The following is a 20043-nucleotide window of genomic DNA, read 5'->3' as shown; positions in this document are numbered from 1 at the left end:
GTAAAAGGAAGAGGCATTACCATGAGCATGTCCCGTAAGGGTACGCCCGCTGATAATGCCCCCATCGAATCGTTCCATTCCACTCTAAAGTCTGAAACGTTCTATCTCGAAGGTTTAACCTGCACAACGACGGCAATCGTTTGAGCAGACCGTTCGAGAATATATTCACTACTATAACTCAATTCGTATTCAAACGAAACTAAATAACCAGTCGCCGGTTGAATTCCGACGACTGGCTGCTTAACTTGAAAGGTGTTTTGATCCCTGTCTCACAAACAGGGGTCAGTCCCTTTGTGCGAATGAGCTTTTATTGTTGTATGAGCTAGGCCGCGCTTTTGTGGGACTCTGTCTCACGTTTGAGCTTCGGAATGAAGAAAGTGACCGGCAGCGCGACAATAACGATGATGCTAGCGATGAGATAGACGTCATTGACGCTCATCGTGAACGCCATGATTTTGATATGGTTTGGGTCGGTTGCCCCTGCCTTCGCGAGATCCTTGCCGTGCTCTATGGAGCGGGAAGAGAGCATCGTTGTGAATATGGCGATCGCGAATGAGCCGAGCACGTTGCGGATCCAGTTGGTCAGCGAGGAAGCGTGGCCGCTGAATTGCTTCGGCACAGCTTGCATGCCGGCATTGCTGGCAGGCATCATTGCGAACGAAATGCCGAGGTTCCGAATGATCATCCAGAACAAAATATAGCCGTGCGGAATATCGACACTCAGCCAGCTAAGCGGCAGTGTGCCGCCGGCCATGAGCAGAACGCCGGTAATGAGCAGCGGACGCGGGCCGATGCGGGTGAAGAGCTTGCCGACAAGCGGTGTCATCAGCGCCATTGCAAGGGAGGCCGGAAGTAGAATAAGGCCGGTATCGAGCGTCGACACTTGCTGAATATTTTGCAGGAATACAGGCGATAGGAACGTTCCGGAGTACAAGCTGATCGTCACAATGCTCGTTATCGTCAGAGAGATGGTATATCGGCTGATGCGGAAGATGCGCAGGTTGAGCAGCGGCGTCTCGCATGTCAGCTCCCGCCAGATGAAGAGCAGCAGGAAGACCGCTCCAATGATGAGCAGTGCAATGGTTTTCTCGCCGGTCCAGCCCCATGTATGTCCGTTCGAAAGGGCAACGAGCAGCGATGCGCTGCTAATAATAACCGTGATGAAACCGATGAAATCGAATGATTTGGGCACATTTAACCGGTAATACGGAATGAATGGGATGATAAGCATTATGCCGATAGCTGCAATCGGCACGTTCACCCAGAACAACCAGTGCCAGCTGACATTATCGAGCAGCCAGCCGCTGAAGGTTGGGCCGATAGCCGGAGCGAGCATGCTGGATGCCGCCCAGAAGCTGATCGCCATTGGCTGTTTCTCTCGCGGGATGACTTGGTAGACAATCGCCATCGTAACCGGGGAGATCAAGCCGCTGAACGCGCCTTGCATGATGCGGAACGCGATGAGTGAATGTGCGCTCCACGCAAGCGCGCAGCAGACTGACGCAATCATAAAACCGGATAGGGCAAAGATATACAGTCGTTTGTAGCTGAATCGTTCGCCGAAATAACCGGTAATCGGGGCGAAAGTGCCCATTGCGAGCATGAAGCCGGTCAGTGTCCACTGAATCGTGCTGAGCGAAGCGTGAAAATGCTCAGAGAGCACCGGAATCGCAATGTTAATCGTGCTGATGTTGAGTGTCGAGATGAAGCTGCCGAAGAAGATGGCAATCATAATGGGCAGAACCCGAATTTGCGGTTGGGGTGCAGGTGGCTGCATAGTGGTTGTAACGCCTCCGTTCTATTTGCTTTATATGTACAGTTTTACATATAAGAGCGACCTTGACATCATACGCTCGGTGCCCAGATGGAGTCAATTGCGGCAGGCTATGGTATGAGGGCACAGCGCGTCAATAAAACGCATTCATGAGGCTTCGGCGGCTTTTTTCGGCTTGATGCAGCCCTGTGATATAATGGAGCAAAATCTATTTTGCACATTGCAGAAGCTGGGGATACGGAATTGAACATGAACACCACGAACACCAATAGAGATATGGGCAACACGATGATATGGCAAGTCAGCGGCACAGCGCCGCAAGCTGGCGAATTGGCGGAGGCGGCGGCAATGCTGCGTGAAGGCGGCGCTGTAGCTTTTCCGACGGAAACGGTGTACGGCCTAGGGGCGGATGCGCGGCGGACGGAAGCGGTGGAGCGGATCTTCACGGCAAAAGGTCGCCCGTCCGACAATCCGCTAATCGTGCATATCGCGGATGCGGCGCAGCTCGCGGAGCTGACTTTGCCGCTTGCGGCTGATGCGGCAGCGCTAGCGGAGCGGCTGATGGCAAGATTTTGGCCGGGACCGCTCACGCTCGTGCTGCCGGTGAAGCCGGGCGCTGTCTCGCCGCGCGTCACCGCAGGTCTGGACACGGTAGCGGTGCGGATGCCCGCGCATCCCGTTGCGCTGCGGCTCATCGCCGAGTCGGGCTGCCCGCTCGCCGCGCCGAGCGCGAATCGCTCGGGCCGTCCGAGCCCGACGCTGGCATCGCATGTGCGCGATGACCTGAGCGGCCGCATTGACGGCATCGTCGACGGCGGCGCGGCAGGCGTTGGCTTGGAATCGACGGTCGTAGAAATCGAGGGCGGCGATTCCGTGCGAATCTTGCGCCCTGGCGGCGTGACCGCCGAAGCGCTGCGCGAGGTTGCCGCGCATGTGGCGTACGACGCCGTGGCAGCGCCCGGCGCCGGCACAGGCGAGAGCGACGGCGAAGGCGAAGGCAGCGCCGCCGCGGATACAGCGGCGCCGCGCTCGCCGGGCATGAAATACGCGCATTACGCCCCGCAAGGGCTGATGCAGCTGGTGAAGGGCGAGCCTGACGCCGTCTCCGCCTATATTCAGGCGGAGACGGCGTCGGCGCGGGAGCGCGGCGAGCGCACGGGCGTGCTCGCATTTGCCGAGCATGCTGCTCGGTACGACGCCGACTGCGTGCTCGTCGTCGGCAGCCTCGCGCAGCTGGAAACGGCTGCGCACGGGCTTTATGGCGCGCTGCGCGAGTTCGACGCGCGCGGCGTGCAGCGCATCTGGGCCGAGACGTGCCCGGAGCACGGCATCGGCCATGCGCTTATGAACCGCTTGGCGAAAGCCGCCGGCCACGCGGTGGTCCGCGCCTAGCGCTCGCGCTTCGCGCTGTGCCTGCGTGGTGTTCTCGGAGCTGAGAGAGCCTAATACGTACTCTCAGCCCAATAATCGGCTGATTGAAGCTCTGTGAGTGCTAATTCAGCACTCTCAGATAAGGAAGCAGCCGAAAGCGCCGCGTCCCTCTATAATGGGTTTTCCAATATACCCCCAGCTCTCGCGCCTCGCACAGTGCCGAGTGCTCTTGTAGGGCTGCTGCTCACCGAGCCTGGTCATCATTCCCCCCTTGTCCGCATATGCTTGTGAAGAAGAAGCGGGACAAGGAGAGGATGACATGATCGAGAGCATGCATGCCGGGCAGCTGCTGACCCTCATTATTATAGCGGTGGCGCTGGGGATGGACGCTTTTTCGCTTGGTGTCGGCATTGGACTCAAAGGGATCCGGTTGCTGGACATTATGAAGCTGAGCGCCGTCATTGCGCTTTTTCACATAATTATGCCATTGATGGGCATCTTCACAGGTGAGTATGTCAGCACGCTGCTTGGCGGCGTCGCGACGACTGCGGCAGGTGCGCTTCTGCTGCTGCTTGGCGGGCATATGATCTACAGCTCGCTGCGCGGTGACGCGGTTGAATCCATTGATTATCGCAGCGGATGGGGGATTCTTCTGTTTGCGCTGAGCGTAAGCATTGACTCGTTCTCCGTTGGCATCTCGCTCGGTATGTTTGAGGCAGATATGCTGCTGACCGTGCTGCTCTTTGGCGTTGCTGGAGGCATCATGTCCGTGCTCGGCTTACTGCTTGGCAGACGCGTCGGCACTAGTCTCGGCGGTTATGGAGAAGCGTGCGGCGGCGTCATTTTATTCACCTTCGGCTTGCTGTTCTTGTTCTGAAATATATAAATATAGAGGAGTGTACGATTCTTGAAACGGATACTGTTTGTCTGCACGGGCAACACCTGCCGGTCGCCGATGGCTGAGGCGCTGCTTCGTACGCTCGCGCAGGAGCGGGGGCTGCAGCTCGATATTCGCTCTGCAGGTGTATCGACGATTGATGGGCTGCCTGTTTCGAAGAACGCGGAAGAAGCGCTGTCCCGCCGTGGTATTGAGCATCGCAGTGCGTCAAGAGCGCTTGAGACTGGCTCGATAGCTTGGTCGGACTTGATTCTGACGATGACAGGAAGCCACAAAAGACAACTGCTGCAGCGGTTCCCGAGCGCAGTGGACAAGACGTATACGCTGCTCGAGTTCGTGAATACCGACCCGGAAGTGCTTGAGCGCATCGCTGAGCTCGAAGGGATTTTGTCCGAGTGGCACATGAATCAAGCGCTAGGCCAGCCGTTTAGTGAAGCGAAGCGCGCTAGACTGCTGGAGCTGGAGCGGCAAATGCCGAACTTCGATATCGAAGATCCTTTCGGAGGACAGCTCAGCGTGTACGAGCAAAGCGCGGCTCAGATCGAGGAAGCGCTGAAGCGGCTGCTTGACCGGTTGCAGCAATAATTGGGCAACCTGAGGCTGCTTGGCCGGATTGATTTTCACGCGATAATCCGTTATGATGAAAATAACTAAAGACGGTTTCCAATGTAACTGGCGACGAGAGTGGGTTAAACCACGGTGGAGCATTGGAATATACGGCCGGTCGCCTGGGCAAAGAGCAGTGTGCGTAAGCATGCTCGCTCTTTTTTTGTCATTCGGAAGATGGATAAGTTTGCCGCTTGCAGCTGAATGACCGTCAGATGAATTTGATTCTTGTTCTGTAATTCAGTTTTTTATGTCCCGCGTTTTTTGCTTGTCGTCGCACAAAACGCATGTTCACCACGAATCTGGTCAATGTTCCTTTTTTGCTTGTCGCCTGAAATCAGGTATACTAGAACCAGTGTGAATCGACATTTTCCGCCATGAGCGGTCACTTGGGAGGTATATGGAATTATGAGAATTGCCATCGGTGCAGACCATGCGGGCTACCGCCTGAAGGACGAGATCGTTCCGTTCATTCAATCGCTCGGTCACGAAATCGAGGACGTCGGTTGCAATTGCGACCAGTCGGTTGATTACCCGGATTATGCGCTGCCGGTTGCTGATCTTGTGGCATCGGGCAAAGCGGATCGCGGCATTCTGATCTGCGGCACAGGCATCGGCATGTCCATTGCGGCCAACAAAGTGAAGGGCATCCGCTGTGCGCTCGTGCACGATATGTTCTCCGCCAAAGCAACTCGCGAGCACAACGATACGAACGTGCTGGCAATGGGCGAGCGCGTCATCGGTCCCGGCGTTGCGCAGGAGATTATCCGCATTTGGCTCGAGACGCCGTTCTCGAACGGTGAGCGCCATGTGGGCCGCGTGAACAAAGTGATGCAGATTGAAGCAAAATTCGCGGACGCGTAAAGGAAGCCGGTGATGACGATGGATCCAGCACAGCTTTCTAATGATGTGGAAACCGTCATTCGCGAACTAGCTTCTGCAGCGCGGCTGCGAGAGGGGCAGCTGCTCGTTATTGGCTGCTCTACGAGTGAAGTGCTTGGCCAGCGGATCGGCACGTCCGGCACGCTGGAAACTGCTGAAGCCATCTATGCTGGCGTAGAGGCTGTTCGGCGCGAGCTGTTGTTCTATCCGGTGTTTCAGTGCTGCGAGCATTTGAATCGGGCGCTTGTCATGGAGCGCGAAGCGGCTGAGCGGTATGGGCTGGAGCTCGTCTCGGCGATCCCTGTGCGCAAAGCCGGAGGATCAATGGCTGCATACGCCTTCAGTAAGCTGCAGGATGCCTGCCTGACCGAGACGGTACAGGCACACGCCGGTCTCGACATCGGCGACACCTTGATCGGCATGCACTTGAAGCGTGTGGCTGTGCCGGTGCGTCCGTCGATTCGTTCCATCGGAGCGGCACATGTGACGATGGCATATACTCGTCCGAAGCTAATCGGCGGAGAACGAGCTGTATATAACCGGGAAGCTGCTAATTTGGCGGCGCCCGGCGCTAGCGATACTTGCGATTAATTATTTTGAGGAGGACTTATACACACATGGAGAACTTACGCAAACAAGATCCCGAAATTTTGGCCGCACTTGGCCTTGAGCTTCAGCGCCAACGCGACAACATCGAGCTGATTGCATCCGAGAATATCGTTTCCGAAGCTGTGCTTGAAGCAATGGGTACTGTTCTGACAAACAAATACGCGGAAGGCTACCCGGGCAAGCGCTACTACGGCGGCTGCGAGCACGTGGATATCGCGGAAGATATCGCGCGCAATCGTGCGAAGGAACTGTTCGGTGCCGAGCACGCGAACGTTCAGCCTCACTCCGGCGCACAAGCGAACATGGCTGTTTACCTGGCAGCATTGAACCCTGGCGACACAGTTCTCGGTATGAACCTGGCGCACGGCGGCCACTTGACGCACGGTAGTCCGGTTAACGCTTCCGGTATTCTGTACAACTTCGTTCCTTACGGCGTAAGCGAAGACACGTTCACAATCGACTACGCGGAAGTTCGCAAGCTGGCGTTCAAGCACCGTCCTCGTATGATCGTTGCAGGCGCATCGGCTTACCCGCGCATCATTGATTTCGAAGAGCTTGGCCGCATCGCTGACGATGTTGGCGCGCTGCTGTTCGTCGACATGGCGCACATCGCAGGCCTTGTTGCTGCTGGTCTTCACCCAAGCCCAGTGCCGCATGCGCACTTCGTTACGACGACAACTCACAAAACGCTTCGCGGTCCTCGCGGCGGTATGATCCTTTGCCGCAAAGCATGGGCGCAAGCGATTGATAAAGCGGTATTCCCTGGTTCCCAAGGCGGTCCTTTGATGCACATCATCGCAGCTAAAGCTGTCGCTTTCGGCGAAGCGCTCCAGCCTTCGTTCAAAGAGTATGGCAAGAACGTTGTGGACAATGCCCAAGCGCTTGCAAACGCGCTGATCGGACACGGCATCAACATCGTTTCCGGCGGCACAGACAACCATCTGATGCTGATCGACCTGCGCAACCTGGGCATTACAGGCAAAGATGCGGAGCATGTCCTTGATTCCGTTCAAATTACGGTGAACAAGAACGCGATCCCGTTCGATCCGACCAGCCCGTTCATTACAAGCGGTATCCGCATCGGTACACCTGCTGCGACTTCCCGCGGCATGGGCGTAGATGCGATGGGTACAATCGCAGAAGTTATCGCAATGACGCTGAAGAACCCGAAAGATGAAGCGGTTCTGACTAAAGCGCGCGGTATGGTTAGCGACCTTATGTCGCAATACCCGCTCTACCCAGGTATGACTTACTAATTCGCGTGTATGGAAATCGGCAGCCTTACTCTAGCTTAAACTGGGGTAAGGCTTTTTTGTTTTGCAAAACAGTAAAAACAAAATGATTGCAATCGCTTTCTTTATTTGTATATAATAAGCTCAAACTCGTTCCGAAACGTTTCGGATGGAAATGGAGAATACGCTGGTGACAACTTTGAAAATGGTAGCTAGGCTCGCCGGTGTCTCTGTTACCACTGCATCACGGGCGCTGAATGGCTATTCAGACGTAAACGAAGACACACGCACGAAGATCAAGCTCGTGGCTCAGGACTTGAATTACAGGCCGAACGTATTGGCACGAAGTCTTGTCACGAAGCGATCTCGCGCAATTGGCGTCATTCTATCGGAGATAAATCGCTCGGGAGCGAAGGATGCACTTATGTACGAAATTTTATGCGGCATCAACGACAGGGCATCCGAGCTGGATTACGACATTATGCTGTTCAGCACGAATCCCAAGAAGCAGTTATCCAAATCCTATTCGGATCTATGCAAAGAGTGGAATGTCAGTGGCGCGATCATTGCGGGGCTGCGGGTTAATGACCCTTACTTGGAGGAAGTTGCAAGCGATACCAATTTCCCGTGCGTGCTCATTGATATTCCGGTAGAGGGCAGCAATGTCGGCCATGTAACGGCAGATGATATCCAGGGGGCCAGATTAGCCGTAAGGCACTTGGTCCAGCTAGGTCATCGTAACATTGCGATGATTAACGGACATAATCAGGCTGTGGTCAGTTTCGAGCGGCTTAAAGGCTATCAGCTCGAGCTGGAGCAGAATGGGCTGACCTTCAAGCCGGAGCTCGTGTACGACGGCGGATTCACGGAAGAAGGCGGGTTTACCGCAATGGGGCAAATTTTGCGCGAGCATCCGGATGTTACGGCCGTATTCTCGGCAAGCGATTTAATGGTGCTAGGAGCGCTTAGAGCTGCCGAGCATTGCGGAAGCAAGGTGCCGGAGTCGATATCGATTGTCGGGTATGATGATATTACGATCGCCTCCTACTGCACGCCTCGCATTACGACAATTAAACGCGATAAGTATGAAATGGGCTATCAATCGGCTCAACTGCTCCTCGACATGCTGACCAAGCAGAAGGCTGCAGCCCGCAAAATCGTCCTGTACAATGAACTGATTGTCCGAGAAAGCACGGCTCGCCCGGCGGTGAAGTAAGGAAGGGCGGCTTTGTTTCACCCAGCAACCGAAACGTTTCGGTATTATTTTTTTCGTAAATTTCCGAAACGTTTCGGATAATGATGGTATTTAGGGCTAGCACCAGCGAAGCCTACTGGTGATGCTCTTAAATATATAATCCTACCAAGAGGAGTTGTACGAGCATGTCAACGAGGGGTAAAGCAGTACTTGTACTTGGTATCACGGCAGCAGTCGTTTTAACCGGATGCGGTTCTAACGGAGATTCGGGCTCGAATGGTGCAGCGGGCAACGCATCGAGTAATTCGGCGGCGACGGCGAATAACGGGGCGGCTTCAAGCGGCAATTCGGAACAGAAGGAAGTAAAGCTGCGTGTCGGCACCTGGGAAGGTGGAGATGGCGCTAAGCTTCAGCAGCAAATCGCAGACAATTACAGTAAAGAACACAGCAATGTCAAAATCTCGATTGAATCGGTACCGGATCAATACGGCACGAAGCTGCTCACGCAAATTGCAGCTGGCCAAGCGCCGGATATTTTCCAAATCGGTGACGGCGACGTCAGCATGTTCATGAAGAAAGGCGCGCTTGAAGATCTGACGCCTTATATTGGAGGCGCTAACGGCGTCAACCTGGACGACTACTATACGAGTGTTCTTGATGTAGGCAAGCTGGATGGCAAGTACTACACAATGCCGAAGGACTACTCAGATATTGCGGTTTATTACAATAAGAAAATGTTCGACGCTGCAGGCATTCCTTACCCACAAACAGGCTGGACATGGGATCAGTTCTACGACACAGCGAAGAAGCTGACGGTCAAAGACGGCGACAAGTTCAAGCAGTGGGGCGTTAGCTTGCCAGGCGGCTGGGTACGTGCGATTCTACCTCTTATCAACTCATACGGCGGCAGCGTCATCAGCCCAGACGGCGAGAAAATCGATGGCTTCATGAACAGCGACGGTACTGTTAAGGCGCTTGAGTTGTACCAAGACATGTACCAGAAGGATCATATCTCCCCGTCCAACACGGAGAGCGAAGCTTTCAAAGGTGTAGATCTGTTCGTTGCGGGTAAAGTGGCGATGAGCGTTACCGGCAGATGGCCGGTAGAGGATTACAAGAAGAATGCGGATCTTTCCTTCGGTGTTGCACAAATGCCAGTTGGTCCATCAGGCGCAGCAAACACGATTTGTTATGCAGGCTACGGCTTGTATTCCAAGTCTGAGAACAAAGATGCGGCTTGGGATTACCTGAAGTATTTGACAGGGCCGCAAGGTCAAGAACTGATGGCGACGCATGCGTTTACGGCTGTGAAATCGACGGCGGAGAAGCTTGGCCAAACGAATGATCCGGCGTTGAAGCCGTTCCTTGACGACATTCCGAATATTAAAGATTTCCCTGAGAAAATCAGTCCATTCTTCGGCGTATCCGGTGGCAAATCGCTGCAAGCGGTATTGGACAAAATGCTGCTCGGCAAACCGATTGACGTGAAGAGCGAGCTGGACGCAGCAGCTAAACAGGGCGATATCGACCTTCAAGCAGCTAAATCGGAATAAAACACGGCCTGAAGGCATGTGAACCAGAAGTTGACACACGGGGCGGGATGAACGTTTACGGGCTTCCCGCTCTTCCCTATTCATTGATGAACTGCGCAAGAGGAACAACATACTAGCCTGAGGTGATGAAATGAGCATGCCGGCGCCGAGCGTAGATACTGCCGCACCTGACACCGTCCGCAAGAAAATATGGTTTAACGCTACACGCAAGGAAGCAATGTGGTTTTACCTTCTAATTTCCCCGTGGCTTATCGGGTTTCTCTGTTTTGTACTTGGACCTATGATTGCTTCGTTTGTTATTAGCTTAATGAAGTGGGATTTGCTTACCCCAGCTAAATTTGTCGGTTTCAAAAACTATTCCAAAGCGATTAATCGCGACCCGCTGTTCTGGCAGTCGCTAAAAGTAACGGTTGTCTATTCGATCTTCTCAGTACCTCTTGGACTGATTTTCTCCTTGGCGCTTGCCCTGCTGCTCAATCAAGCGGCGCGGGGAATGCGGCTGTTCCGCACAATATTCTATATGCCGGCTGTCGTTAGCGGTGTATCCGTCATGGTGCTATGGATGTGGATTTTCAATCCTCAAATCGGATTATTAAATACAGTACTTGGCTACTTTGGCATTAACGGTCCTGGTTGGATTTTCGATCCGAAATGGGCAATGACTTCACTCATTATTATGAGCCTCTGGGGAATTGGCGGGGGCATGATTATTTGGCTTGCTGGCTTGAAGGGCATCTCGCCGATGCTGTACGAAGCGGCGGATCTCGACGGTGCCAATGTGTGGCAGAAGTTCCGGAATGTAACGATTCCAATGCTGACGCCGACGATTTTCTTCAACTTGATAATGGGCATTGTAGGCGCACTCCAAACTTTCGGTCAAGCCTATGTGATGACGAAGGGCGGACCGATGAACTCGACGCTCTTCTTCAACTACTACTTGTTCCAGAACGCATTTGAGAATTTCAATATGGGCTATGCATCGGCGCTTGCCTGGTTCTTGTTCGTCATTATTCTTGCGCTGACACTTGTCGTCGTGAAATCGTCAGATGCATGGGTGTATTACGAAGGGGAGAGGAAGTGACAGCATGAAGCAATCTAACTGGATTAAGCTTACTATCGTTTATGCGCTTCTTATACTCGGATCGATCGTTATGCTCGTTCCGTTTGCCTGGATGCTCTCTACCTCGCTGAAAGAGTCCTATCAGGTATTCGCTACGCCTGTGCGCTGGATTCCGAGTCCGATCAAATGGCATAACTACGTGGAAACATTCACAGGCCTTCCATTCGGCAGATGGCTACGCAATACGGTCATTATTACACTGCTCAATATTCTCGGCACGCTCGTGTCTTGTACGGTAGTGGCCTACGGCTTCGCGCGGTTTCGCGCTAAAGGAAAGAGCTTCTTCTTCATCCTCATGCTGTCGACCATGATGCTGCCGGGAACGGTAACGATGATTCCGGTGTTCTACCTGTTTACAGAACTGGGCTGGATGAATACGTTCTACCCGCTTATCGTGCCTGCGTTCTTCGGCAACGCCTTCTTTATTTTCTTGCTGCGTCAATTCTTTATGGGTATTCCGACAGAGATGGAGGAAGCGGCTAAGATCGACGGTGCAAGCACGGTCGGTATTTTATGGCGTGTTATTTTGCCGCTTACGATCCCTGCCCTTATTACGGTTGCGATTTTCCAGTTCAATGGCGTATGGAATGATTTTATGGGCCCACTGTTGTATCTGAACAAGCCTGAGCTGTATACGCTCGCGCTTGGTATCAACTTCTTCAAGAGTGAGAACAACGTCCAGTGGAACTACTTGATGGCGGCTTCCGTCGTTACGATGCTGCCGTCACTCATTTTCTACTTCATCGGTCAAAAATATTTCGTTGAAAGCATCACGCTAACAGGACAGAAGGGATAACCGTATGATCAAGCTATCGAAACGCGCCTCCTGGACGCTCAGTATCGGTCTGATGTCGGCAGCTATGCTTGGACTCGAGATTGCCCTGACCAATGTATTCGGCGTACTGCTGCAGTACCATTACGTATCCTTCATCGTGTCGCTTGCCGTCTTCGGTATTGGGACAGGCGCTTATGCCGCTTCCCGGAGCAAGCGATCTGGGAGTGCGGCTGTGACGGGATGGGTGTGTGCAGCTGCAGGGCTGTTCATGGCGCTGCTAAGCTTCGTTTTAGCGAGGTTTCCGTATGTCGATCAGCTTGCGATTTATGCGCTGATGTGTACCGTGCCGTTCATTCTGTTCGGCTGGATGACAGGACGTGCACTTGGCAGCGGTGCTGCATCGGCTGCAACGATCTATGCAGCCGATTTGCTCGGCGCAGCGCTTGGCGCTGTTGCTGCTTATTTGCTGCTTAACCGCTTCGGCGGCTTTGAAACGATCTTCGCTTTGTCGGCGCTATGCTTCGCAGCTGCGGCTGCATTATTCCTGCTGCCGGGCGAAGGAAAAGAACGCCGCATGGCGGGGCCTGCAGCTGGCTTGATCGCTGCCGTACTCGTCGTGGTATGGCTGGCCGCTGGTCCCGAAGGCGGCTGGAAGCTTAACTTTGCCGGTATGCTCGGTGCAGCGCCGGATAAGACGATCGTTGGCACACTGCAAGCGGACCCGGCTGCACGTATTGTACATACGAAATGGGACAGCTTCGCGCGTACCGATACAGTAAGCACGTCAGATGCAAGCCGGCGTATTCTGTTCGTCGACGGCGGCGCGGGTAGCTATATGTATAAGTTTGGCGGCGATCTGAGCGCAATGGGATCGCTTGCGAGAGACATCGAATTTTTGCCGTTTGCAGCAGGCTCCGCGAATAAGGCGATTATCGTCGGCGCGGGCGGTGGCAGAGATATTCTATATACATTGATGGCAGGAGCCAAAGATGTTACCGCTGTTGAGCTTAGCCCAAGTCTAGTGAGCAGCGTGCGGGCAATGTCGGATTATAACGGGTCCGTACTTGATCTGCCTGGCGTCCATACGGTCGTTGGCGACGGGCGGAGTGTGCTGGAGCGTAGCCGCGAGTCCTACGACCTCATCGTACTGGATCTTGTCTATTCTCAGGTTGGCGGCATCGGCGGACAGGCGCTGTCCGAGAACTACGTGTTCACGAGGGAAGCGTTCGAGACGTATTTGCAGCGGTTAACGCCTACTGGCCGCATTATCGTCATTTCACACCAAGGTATTGAAGGGCTGCGAGCCTACTATACCGGATTTGAAGCGCTGCTTCATACAGGTGGAGACGGCATCAAGCCAAGGGAAGCGGCGAAGCATACCGCGCTCCTCATGGCGTCGGAGGGTTCCGCTTCACCGAATTTAACGTTGTCTATTATTCAGAAGTCGCCCCTAAGTGAACAACAGCTAAAATTACTCCGTGCGGGATCGAGCTCCCTCGGTCTGAATGCGCTGTTCCTGCCAGGCTCGGATGAACAGTTTCTGAAGCCGCTGTTGGACGGAAAGACGCCGTTTGACCGATTCGTCCGGGATTCCGACTACAATGTGTATCCGACTACGGATGATAAACCGTTCTTCTTCCTCGTGCAGCAGTCGCTGCCGAGCGCTTTGAAGCAGTGGCTTGCCGTCATTCTCGTGCTTACGGTAATGTTTGCCCTTCTGATTCTGCAGAGTGAGCAGCAGCAGAAGGCTGGAGATCGGAAGCGGATAAACGCGTTCACTTATTACATCTTAACCGGCATCGGTTATATGTGCGTTCAGACTGTACTTATACAGAAGACCTTGTACTATGCAGGCAGCCCGGTGCTCGCCGCAATGACGGTTATTGTCGCGATGCTGCTTGGCGGCAGCGTTGGCAGCCTTATTGCCGGAAGGATCCGTGTGAAGCTGTGCATCTTGGCTGCCGCCATTATTGGACTCATTGTCGTTCTTGCCATATGGGGTGCAACAGCAGAAGCCGATCTGATGGCGATTGCTGAGACTGGCCGAATGATCGTGCTCGGCATCGCGCTCTTCCTGCTCGGTGTTCTGCTCGGTATTCCGCTTCCTGCGGGACTGCGGGCGGAAGAAAGCAGCCCGTCCGGCAGAGCAGCATTTTATTTTGCGCTAAGCGGCATCTCCGGCGTATGGGGATCTTGGCTTGCGGCGGCGGTGTCGATTGCAGGGGGGTTAACCGTTACGCTGGCAGCCGGCTGCTTATGCTACGCGCTTCTAGCACTAACACGTTATCGTACGATATAGGAGGCTATTGAAATGACATTGACTAAAGAAGCGAAATTAAGTGCCGGCCCGATTTTGGAGGCTTATCACGAGTCGAGAGAATCGAGCGGCCTGTCGTGGAAGGATCTTTATATAACGCCAGGCAATCGGACCTATATGATCGGCAGCCAGAACGGCGGATTTCCGGATTTCGGCCACCATGTAAAGCTTGAAATGGGCGGCCTGTGGCTGCATCCGATCAAGCTGCTTGACGGCTTCTGGCTTCATATTGCTAACACTGGTGCTTCTGCTCCAGCTGACGGCAAATGGCTGACCGAATCTGATACCTTCCATAACTATCCCTTTTATAATGAGCATCGTTATACGCTGCCATCGCTCCAGCTTCAAGTGGATCGCAGCCAGTTCTGCCCGGATGATGCGGAAGGCTTCGTTATTACTTATACGATGCGCGACACGAGCGGCGAGGATAGAAAGCTTAGCCTCAGCTTCCTCGCAAGGACTGACCTGAGTCCTGTATGGTTCTCTGAGGGGAAAGGTATTGAAGACGGCTTCGACGAAGGGCAGTTCGACCGAGAAGAGGGACTTTTCCTCGGGAAGGATTCGCTGAACCCGTGGCACGTCGTCATCGGCGCGAACCGTCAATTCAGTAGAGGGCACATCGAGCGGGAGCTGTTCGGACCTCACTGGACGGCAGGAAAAGGTATTGGCGCTGAGCTTACGTATGATGATGTCGTTGTGCCTGCGGGCGGAGAGACGGAGATTCGGTTCTTTATTGCCGGTTCTTATTCATCTGAGGAGTCGGCACGTCAAACGTACAAGCAGCTGGCGAGCAGCTATGCCAAGCTGTGGTCGGACAAATGCAAGCGTTATGAAGCGCTAGTGTCCCAAACCGTTATCTCCATCCCAGACCAGCATCTGCAGAAGGTGTTCGACTGGGTGAAGTTCCATAACGATTGGTTCGTGCGCGACGTGCCGGAGGTCGGCCGCGGTATGGGAGCGGGTCATCCGGAATACCCGTGGTGGTTCGGCTGTGACAACAGCTACACGCTGCTGGGACTTCTGCCGCTTGGCGGACTCGAGATGGCGCAGGAGACGTTGGAGCTGATTCGGCGGACATCCGAGGAAACGAACGGAAACGGCCGTATTATTCATGAGCTGTCCACGAGCGGACTTGTCGCAAATCCGGGAAATACGCAGGAAACGGCGCATTTTATTAAATGCGTGTGGGATGTGTTTGGTTGGACAGGCGACATTCAATTCCTTCGCAGTATGTATCCTGGCGTCAAGAAAGGTTTGTCGTGGCTGCTTGGCGAGATGGACCCGGACGGCGATTTGCTGCCCGAAGGCTATGGCATCATTGAGATTGAAGGCCTCAACGTTGAGCTGATCGATTCTGCTGTATATACATGGTCTGCATTGCGCGCGGGCATCCAGATGGCGGTGCTGCTTGGAGAGCAGGAGCAAGCGGATGAATATGCATCGTTAGCCGAGCGCCTTGGCCATACAATCAACCACGAGCTGTGGCTGGAGAAAGAGGGGCTCTACGCCGATGCGATGGCATCGGTCGGCAAGGTCATGAGCCGCATTGATATTTATATCGAGCGTGCCCGCAGTATGGGGGCGGAAGTCGCCGTGGCCAGCATGCAAGCGATGAAGGAAGAGATGCAACAGCTGGATCCGGAGAGCGAGCAGCCTTGGCTGTTCAAGAACTGGGTCATCAACACGCCGATGGAGACGGGGCTTGCTCCTCGTGACAAGGCGATTAGGGCGCTCGATCGGATGGGCACGGATGAATTCACGGGACCTTGGGGCACCTACCTATCCGGTATGTATCAAGATCAGATGATGACAATCTCGACTAGCGTGCAGGCGGTTGCCGAAGCGCAGTATGATCGTATGGATGAGTCGCTTCGCTATGTCCGCTTGATCGCTTCAACATTCAACAAGCGGCTTCCGGGCTCTATCTCGGAGATGTCTCCGGATTACGGATGCTTCGTCCAAGCTTGGACGGTATACGGAATCGCATGGCCGATGCTGACCGGTATGTTCGGCATTCAGCCTGAGGCACACCGGCGAACGCTTACGCTGCGTCCGCGCTTGCCGAAAGAGTGGAATGAGATGAGCGTAAAGAATGTGAACTTGGGGCTTGGCGAGCTGCACAACGTCCTCGATTGGGCGATTAGCCACGAGGAGTCCGTTCAAACGTACTCGTTCGAGCTCAAGCATCCGGGATGGTCGGTTGTGTGGGATGTGCCTGTTACCGCGGATGAAGCTGTAACGCTTGACGGTGCTCCGGTTGAGCCAGCGAAAATGGCGGAAGGCGGCTCCTCGATTCGGATCGACAGTGCCGGGAAGCATGTTATTGTCGTGAAGAAACGCATAGGTATTGAATAATGAAGGGGCTGTAACTCGTCATCGTGACCGATGAGTGACAGCCCCTTATTAATGCCGCGGAATTTACGGGATTTCACCTATATTGGCATCCGAGCCGTGATATGATGACCCTATACCACGAACAAGGCGGTGCATCGTAAAATGAATCCGTTTGTGATAGTCATTGTCGTGATCATTTTGTTTTTCGCATTTAGACTTTTATCGTCCAATAACGGACATGGGAGGGCTAGAGGTGCTATGCGGGGAGGCTCGCGGCCAAGGCCATCCAGCGCCCGGACGCCGATGCGCAAGCCGCCTGAATGTCTCGGTGTACCGGAGGGGCATCCTGCGCGCACGGCAGCGGAACGGCTTGAAGCGGCGCTGACAGCTGATTTCGAAGCGCGCGTAAAGGACCGCGTGCTGCGCAATGCGCCAAGCCTGCGGGACGGGGAATGGCAGTGGCAATGGTTCGAGCTGAAGCGGTATTTTCTCATGTGCGGTGTCCTCAGAGGCGTGCCGATGTACAGTGCGCGAGTCGATGACGTGTGGCATGAGATGCTCATGTTTACGCGTGAATATGAACAATTCTGCAAGCAGTTCTGCGGTGCGCTTATCCATCATGCTCCTCATACGCCGGGTGGGAAGCCGGATCCGAGTGAGCGCGCATGGTTCGATTGGATCTATGGCGAGCTGTTCCTGCCGGCACCAGCGAGCGGACAGCTGTGGGGGCCGTTCTACCGGACGCCAATGTCGCATGAGCTGATGCGCGAGCTGGAGCAAGAGAACGATGAGGCGCTTCGCAGCCGGAGGTTTAATGAGCGTGCGGCTGAACAGTTTCCTGATATTGATGCGACCATTCGCTACATAATTGAGCGAGGCAGAATGCTTACGGCATCGAACGGGCAAGAGCAGACATACCGGGATCGTGATGATTGGACGGGGATGGGCATGTCGACAGGCCTGCTTTCGGGGATGTTCTTTGCCTCGTCATTGGGGCCGATAGATGATTTCCACAATCAGATGAACGACGCACAGTCAGAAGAGGAGCGCGAAGCGAACGGCGATAGCAGCGGCGCAAGCTATGTATGCAGCAGTGGCGATACAGACGATAATGGCGGTGACGGAGGCGATTCAGGAGGCAGCAATTGCAGCTCGGACAGCGGCAGCAATTGCAGCAGTTCAGATAGTGGCAGCGGTGGAGACAGTGGCGGTGGCGGTTCGTCCTGCGGCAGCAGCTGCGGAGGCGGCAGCTAGTTATTGGTTTGAAGCAGCGCGAGACCATTCGGGCAATCAACTTGGCTTAAAAAGACCATTGCTCATGCCTCATTGAAAACCTTCGTTTCCAGACCGCAGCTGGGGACGAAGGTTTCTTGGCGTGCGGAGACGGCAACTAATTCGGGCTGCTTAGGTAGAATTCACTCGGTTTCGGGAATACTTTGCATGAGTTTTATAGCTCTCGCTTACATTTAAATGTGCATATTGCGTCTCCGAATGTTATAATACTCAGTTGAAAAGAGCATTTCAGGAGGATGAATAATACCTATGGGTAAGCTCACCATTTGCGATCACCCGCTTATTCAGCACAAGCTGACCTTTATCCGTGATAAAGAAACGAAGACGAAAGATTTCCGCGAACTTGTTGATGAAGTTGCGACAATGATGGCTTATGAAATTACAAGAGATTTGCCGCTTGAGACCGTTTCGGTCAGTACGCCAGTTGTTGAGGCGACAAGCAAAATCGTTTCCGGCCGCATGCTCGGGCTCATCCCGATTCTGCGCGCAGGGCTTGGCATGGTTGAAGGAATGCTGAAGCTCATTCCATCGGCTAAAGTCGGCCATATCGGCTTGTTCCGCAACCCGGAGACGCTTGAGCCGGTTGAATACTATGTCAACCTGCCGTCCGATGCGCCAGAACGCCTCTTAATCGTCATTGATCCAATGCTCGCAACGGGCGGGTCGGCGAATGCGGCGATCCAGGCATTGAAGACGCGCGGCTGCACGCAGATCAAACTGATGTGTCTCATTGCTGCGCCTGAAGGCGTGAAGGCCGTACAGGAAGCGCATCCGGACGTTGATATTTTCTTGGCTTCGCTCGACAGCCATCTCAACGACCACGGTTATATCGTGCCAGGTCTCGGCGATGCCGGCGACCGCATGTTCGGCACGAAGTAAATTTACTTTAGGGGTGAAAGGCATTGGCTAAGATTAAGGTAATGACGGTTTTCGGCACACGACCGGAAGCGGTCAAGATGGCGCCGCTCGTACTGGAGCTGCAGAAGCATCCTGAAGACATTGAGTCGGTCGTCTGCGTAACGGCGCAGCATCGCCAGATGCTGGACCAAGTGCTTGATTTTTTCAAAATCACGCCTGATTACGATCTCAACGTCATGAAAGATCGTCAAACCTTAACCGAAACGACCGTTAAAGTGCTGCAAGGCCTTGATCCGATTCTAAGCGAGTCAAAGCCGGATATCGTACTTGTGCACGGTGATACGCAGACCTGCTTCCTAGGCAGCTATGCAGCGTTCTTGCAGCAGATTCAAGTCGGCCATGTCGAAGCAGGCCTTCGTACATGGAACAAGCTGTCTCCGTATCCGGAGGAGATGAACCGCCAATTGGCAGGCGTGCTCTCCGATGTGCATTTTGCGCCTACGGACAAGTCTGCCGAGAACTTGCTCAAGGAGAATAAACCGGAGAACGCTATCTACATAACCGGTAATACGGCAACGGATGTATTCCAGTACACGGTCGATCCTTCGTTCAGGCACCCGGTGCTCGATTGGGCGAAAGGCAAGCGGATGATTCTGATGACAGCGCATCGCCGTGAAGCGATCGGCGAGCCGCATCGCAATATTTTCAGAGCGGTGAAGCGCATTGCGGATGAGTTCGAGGACGTTGCGATCGTGTACGCGGTTCATCTGAATCCGGCTGTTCGCGAGCCGGCGAATGAGATTCTTGGCAATCATCCACGTATTAAGCTCATTGAACCGCTTGATGTGTTCGAATTCCATAACTTCTATCCGCATACGTACATGATCATGACGGATTCCGGCGGTCTGCAGGAAGAAGCGCCATCATTCGGCGTGCCGACGCTCGTGCTTCGCGATACGACAGAGCGCCCGGAAGGTATTGAAGCAGGAACGCTGGAGCTTGTTGGTACGGATGAAGCGGTTGTGTACGAACGGGCGCGCGCGCTGTTGTCAGACTCAGCGCTGTATGAGCGGATGAGCAAAGCTGCGAACCCATATGGTGACGGAAAAGCGTCGGAGCGTATTGTCCAAGCTATTTTGCATCATTTTGGGAAATCAGACATTCGTCCGACAACGTTCACACAACGTTCATAGTTGACATTGATAGTGGAGCATCTCCTTTAAGGC

Annotated in this window: 16 protein-coding genes, 1 pseudogene and 1 riboswitch; of the genes and pseudogenes, 16 read left to right on the top strand and 1 reads right to left on the bottom strand. The window is 54.0% G+C overall.

From position 1 onward, the window contains the following. Positions 1-244 (top strand): annotated as a pseudogene (locus AC0LWF_RS20215) (IS3 family transposase); the annotation flags it as partial. Between the two features lie 78 nt (positions 245-322). Here AC0LWF_RS20215 and AC0LWF_RS20210 read toward each other — a convergent pair. After that, positions 323-1777: an MDR family MFS transporter gene (locus AC0LWF_RS20210; RefSeq protein ID WP_474653335.1), complete on the bottom strand. Its 1455-nt coding sequence runs from the start codon at positions 1775-1777 to the stop codon at positions 323-325. 246 nt (positions 1778-2023) lie between these two features. Here AC0LWF_RS20210 and AC0LWF_RS20205 point away from each other — a divergent pair, with 246 nt between their 5' ends. The 15 genes from AC0LWF_RS20205 (at position 2024) to wecB (ending at position 20010) form a co-directional block, all read left to right on the top strand. Beyond that, positions 2024-3166: an L-threonylcarbamoyladenylate synthase gene (locus AC0LWF_RS20205; RefSeq protein ID WP_474653334.1), complete on the top strand. Its 1143-nt coding sequence runs from the start codon at positions 2024-2026 to the stop codon at positions 3164-3166. Between the two features lie 298 nt (positions 3167-3464). Beyond that, entirely contained in the window at positions 3465-4022 is a 558-nt protein-coding gene (locus tag AC0LWF_RS20200; RefSeq protein WP_090575194.1) for a manganese efflux pump MntP, read from the top strand. A gap of 30 nt (positions 4023-4052) precedes the next feature. Continuing rightward, a complete protein-coding gene (locus AC0LWF_RS20195; protein WP_474653333.1) occupies positions 4053-4628 on the top strand; it encodes a low molecular weight protein arginine phosphatase in 576 nt (191 codons plus the stop codon). 73 nt (positions 4629-4701) lie between these two features. After that, positions 4702-4784: riboswitch (ZMP/ZTP riboswitch) on the top strand. 273 nt (positions 4785-5057) lie between these two features. After that, positions 5058-5513 carry a ribose 5-phosphate isomerase B gene (gene rpiB / locus AC0LWF_RS20190; protein ID WP_474653332.1) on the top strand — a complete coding sequence of 152 codons (456 nt, stop codon included), beginning with the start codon at positions 5058-5060 and terminating at the stop codon, positions 5511-5513. Between the two features lie 18 nt (positions 5514-5531). Beyond that, positions 5532-6122 carry a TIGR01440 family protein gene (locus AC0LWF_RS20185; protein ID WP_474653343.1) on the top strand — a complete coding sequence of 197 codons (591 nt, stop codon included), beginning with the start codon at positions 5532-5534 and terminating at the stop codon, positions 6120-6122. A 26-nt stretch (positions 6123-6148) separates the two neighbouring features. Beyond that, positions 6149-7396 carry a serine hydroxymethyltransferase gene (locus AC0LWF_RS20180; RefSeq protein WP_474653331.1) on the top strand — a complete coding sequence of 416 codons (1248 nt, stop codon included), beginning with the start codon at positions 6149-6151 and terminating at the stop codon, positions 7394-7396. A 166-nt stretch (positions 7397-7562) separates the two neighbouring features. After that, positions 7563-8588, top strand: a complete 1026-nt coding sequence (locus AC0LWF_RS20175; RefSeq protein ID WP_474653330.1) for a LacI family DNA-binding transcriptional regulator — start codon at positions 7563-7565, stop codon at positions 8586-8588. A 164-nt stretch (positions 8589-8752) separates the two neighbouring features. Then, positions 8753-10120, top strand: a complete 1368-nt coding sequence (locus AC0LWF_RS20170; RefSeq protein ID WP_474653329.1) for an ABC transporter substrate-binding protein — start codon at positions 8753-8755, stop codon at positions 10118-10120. A 136-nt stretch (positions 10121-10256) separates the two neighbouring features. Next, positions 10257-11201: a carbohydrate ABC transporter permease gene (locus tag AC0LWF_RS20165; RefSeq protein WP_474653328.1), complete on the top strand. Its 945-nt coding sequence runs from the start codon at positions 10257-10259 to the stop codon at positions 11199-11201. Between the two features lie 4 nt (positions 11202-11205). After that, positions 11206-12036 (top strand): carbohydrate ABC transporter permease, encoded by an 831-nt coding sequence (locus AC0LWF_RS20160; protein ID WP_474653327.1) that lies wholly within the window; start codon positions 11206-11208, stop codon positions 12034-12036. Between the two features lie 4 nt (positions 12037-12040). After that, positions 12041-14314: a spermidine synthase family protein gene (locus AC0LWF_RS20155; protein WP_474653326.1), complete on the top strand. Its 2274-nt coding sequence runs from the start codon at positions 12041-12043 to the stop codon at positions 14312-14314. A 12-nt stretch (positions 14315-14326) separates the two neighbouring features. Next, positions 14327-16687 (top strand): alpha-L-rhamnosidase-related protein, encoded by a 2361-nt coding sequence (locus AC0LWF_RS20150; RefSeq protein WP_474653325.1) that lies wholly within the window; start codon positions 14327-14329, stop codon positions 16685-16687. Between the two features lie 237 nt (positions 16688-16924). Then, the gene (locus tag AC0LWF_RS20145) at positions 16925-17920 is read left to right on the top strand and encodes a glycine-rich domain-containing protein (protein ID WP_474653324.1); all 996 of its coding nucleotides are present in this window, start codon (positions 16925-16927) and stop codon (positions 17918-17920) included. Positions 17921-18208: 288 nt separating this feature from the next. After that, on the top strand, positions 18209-18838 hold the full coding sequence (gene upp / locus AC0LWF_RS20140) for a uracil phosphoribosyltransferase (protein WP_474653323.1): 630 nt from the start codon (positions 18209-18211) through the stop codon (positions 18836-18838). Positions 18839-18861: 23 nt separating this feature from the next. Continuing rightward, positions 18862-20010: a non-hydrolyzing UDP-N-acetylglucosamine 2-epimerase gene (wecB, locus tag AC0LWF_RS20135; RefSeq protein WP_474653322.1), complete on the top strand. Its 1149-nt coding sequence runs from the start codon at positions 18862-18864 to the stop codon at positions 20008-20010. Positions 20011-20043 lie beyond the last annotated feature (33 nt).

Source organism: Paenibacillus sp. sgz302114, assembly GCF_056120345.1.
The sequence above is the reverse complement of the archived record's forward strand: the minus strand, read 5'-3'. Positions and strand labels throughout refer to the sequence as shown.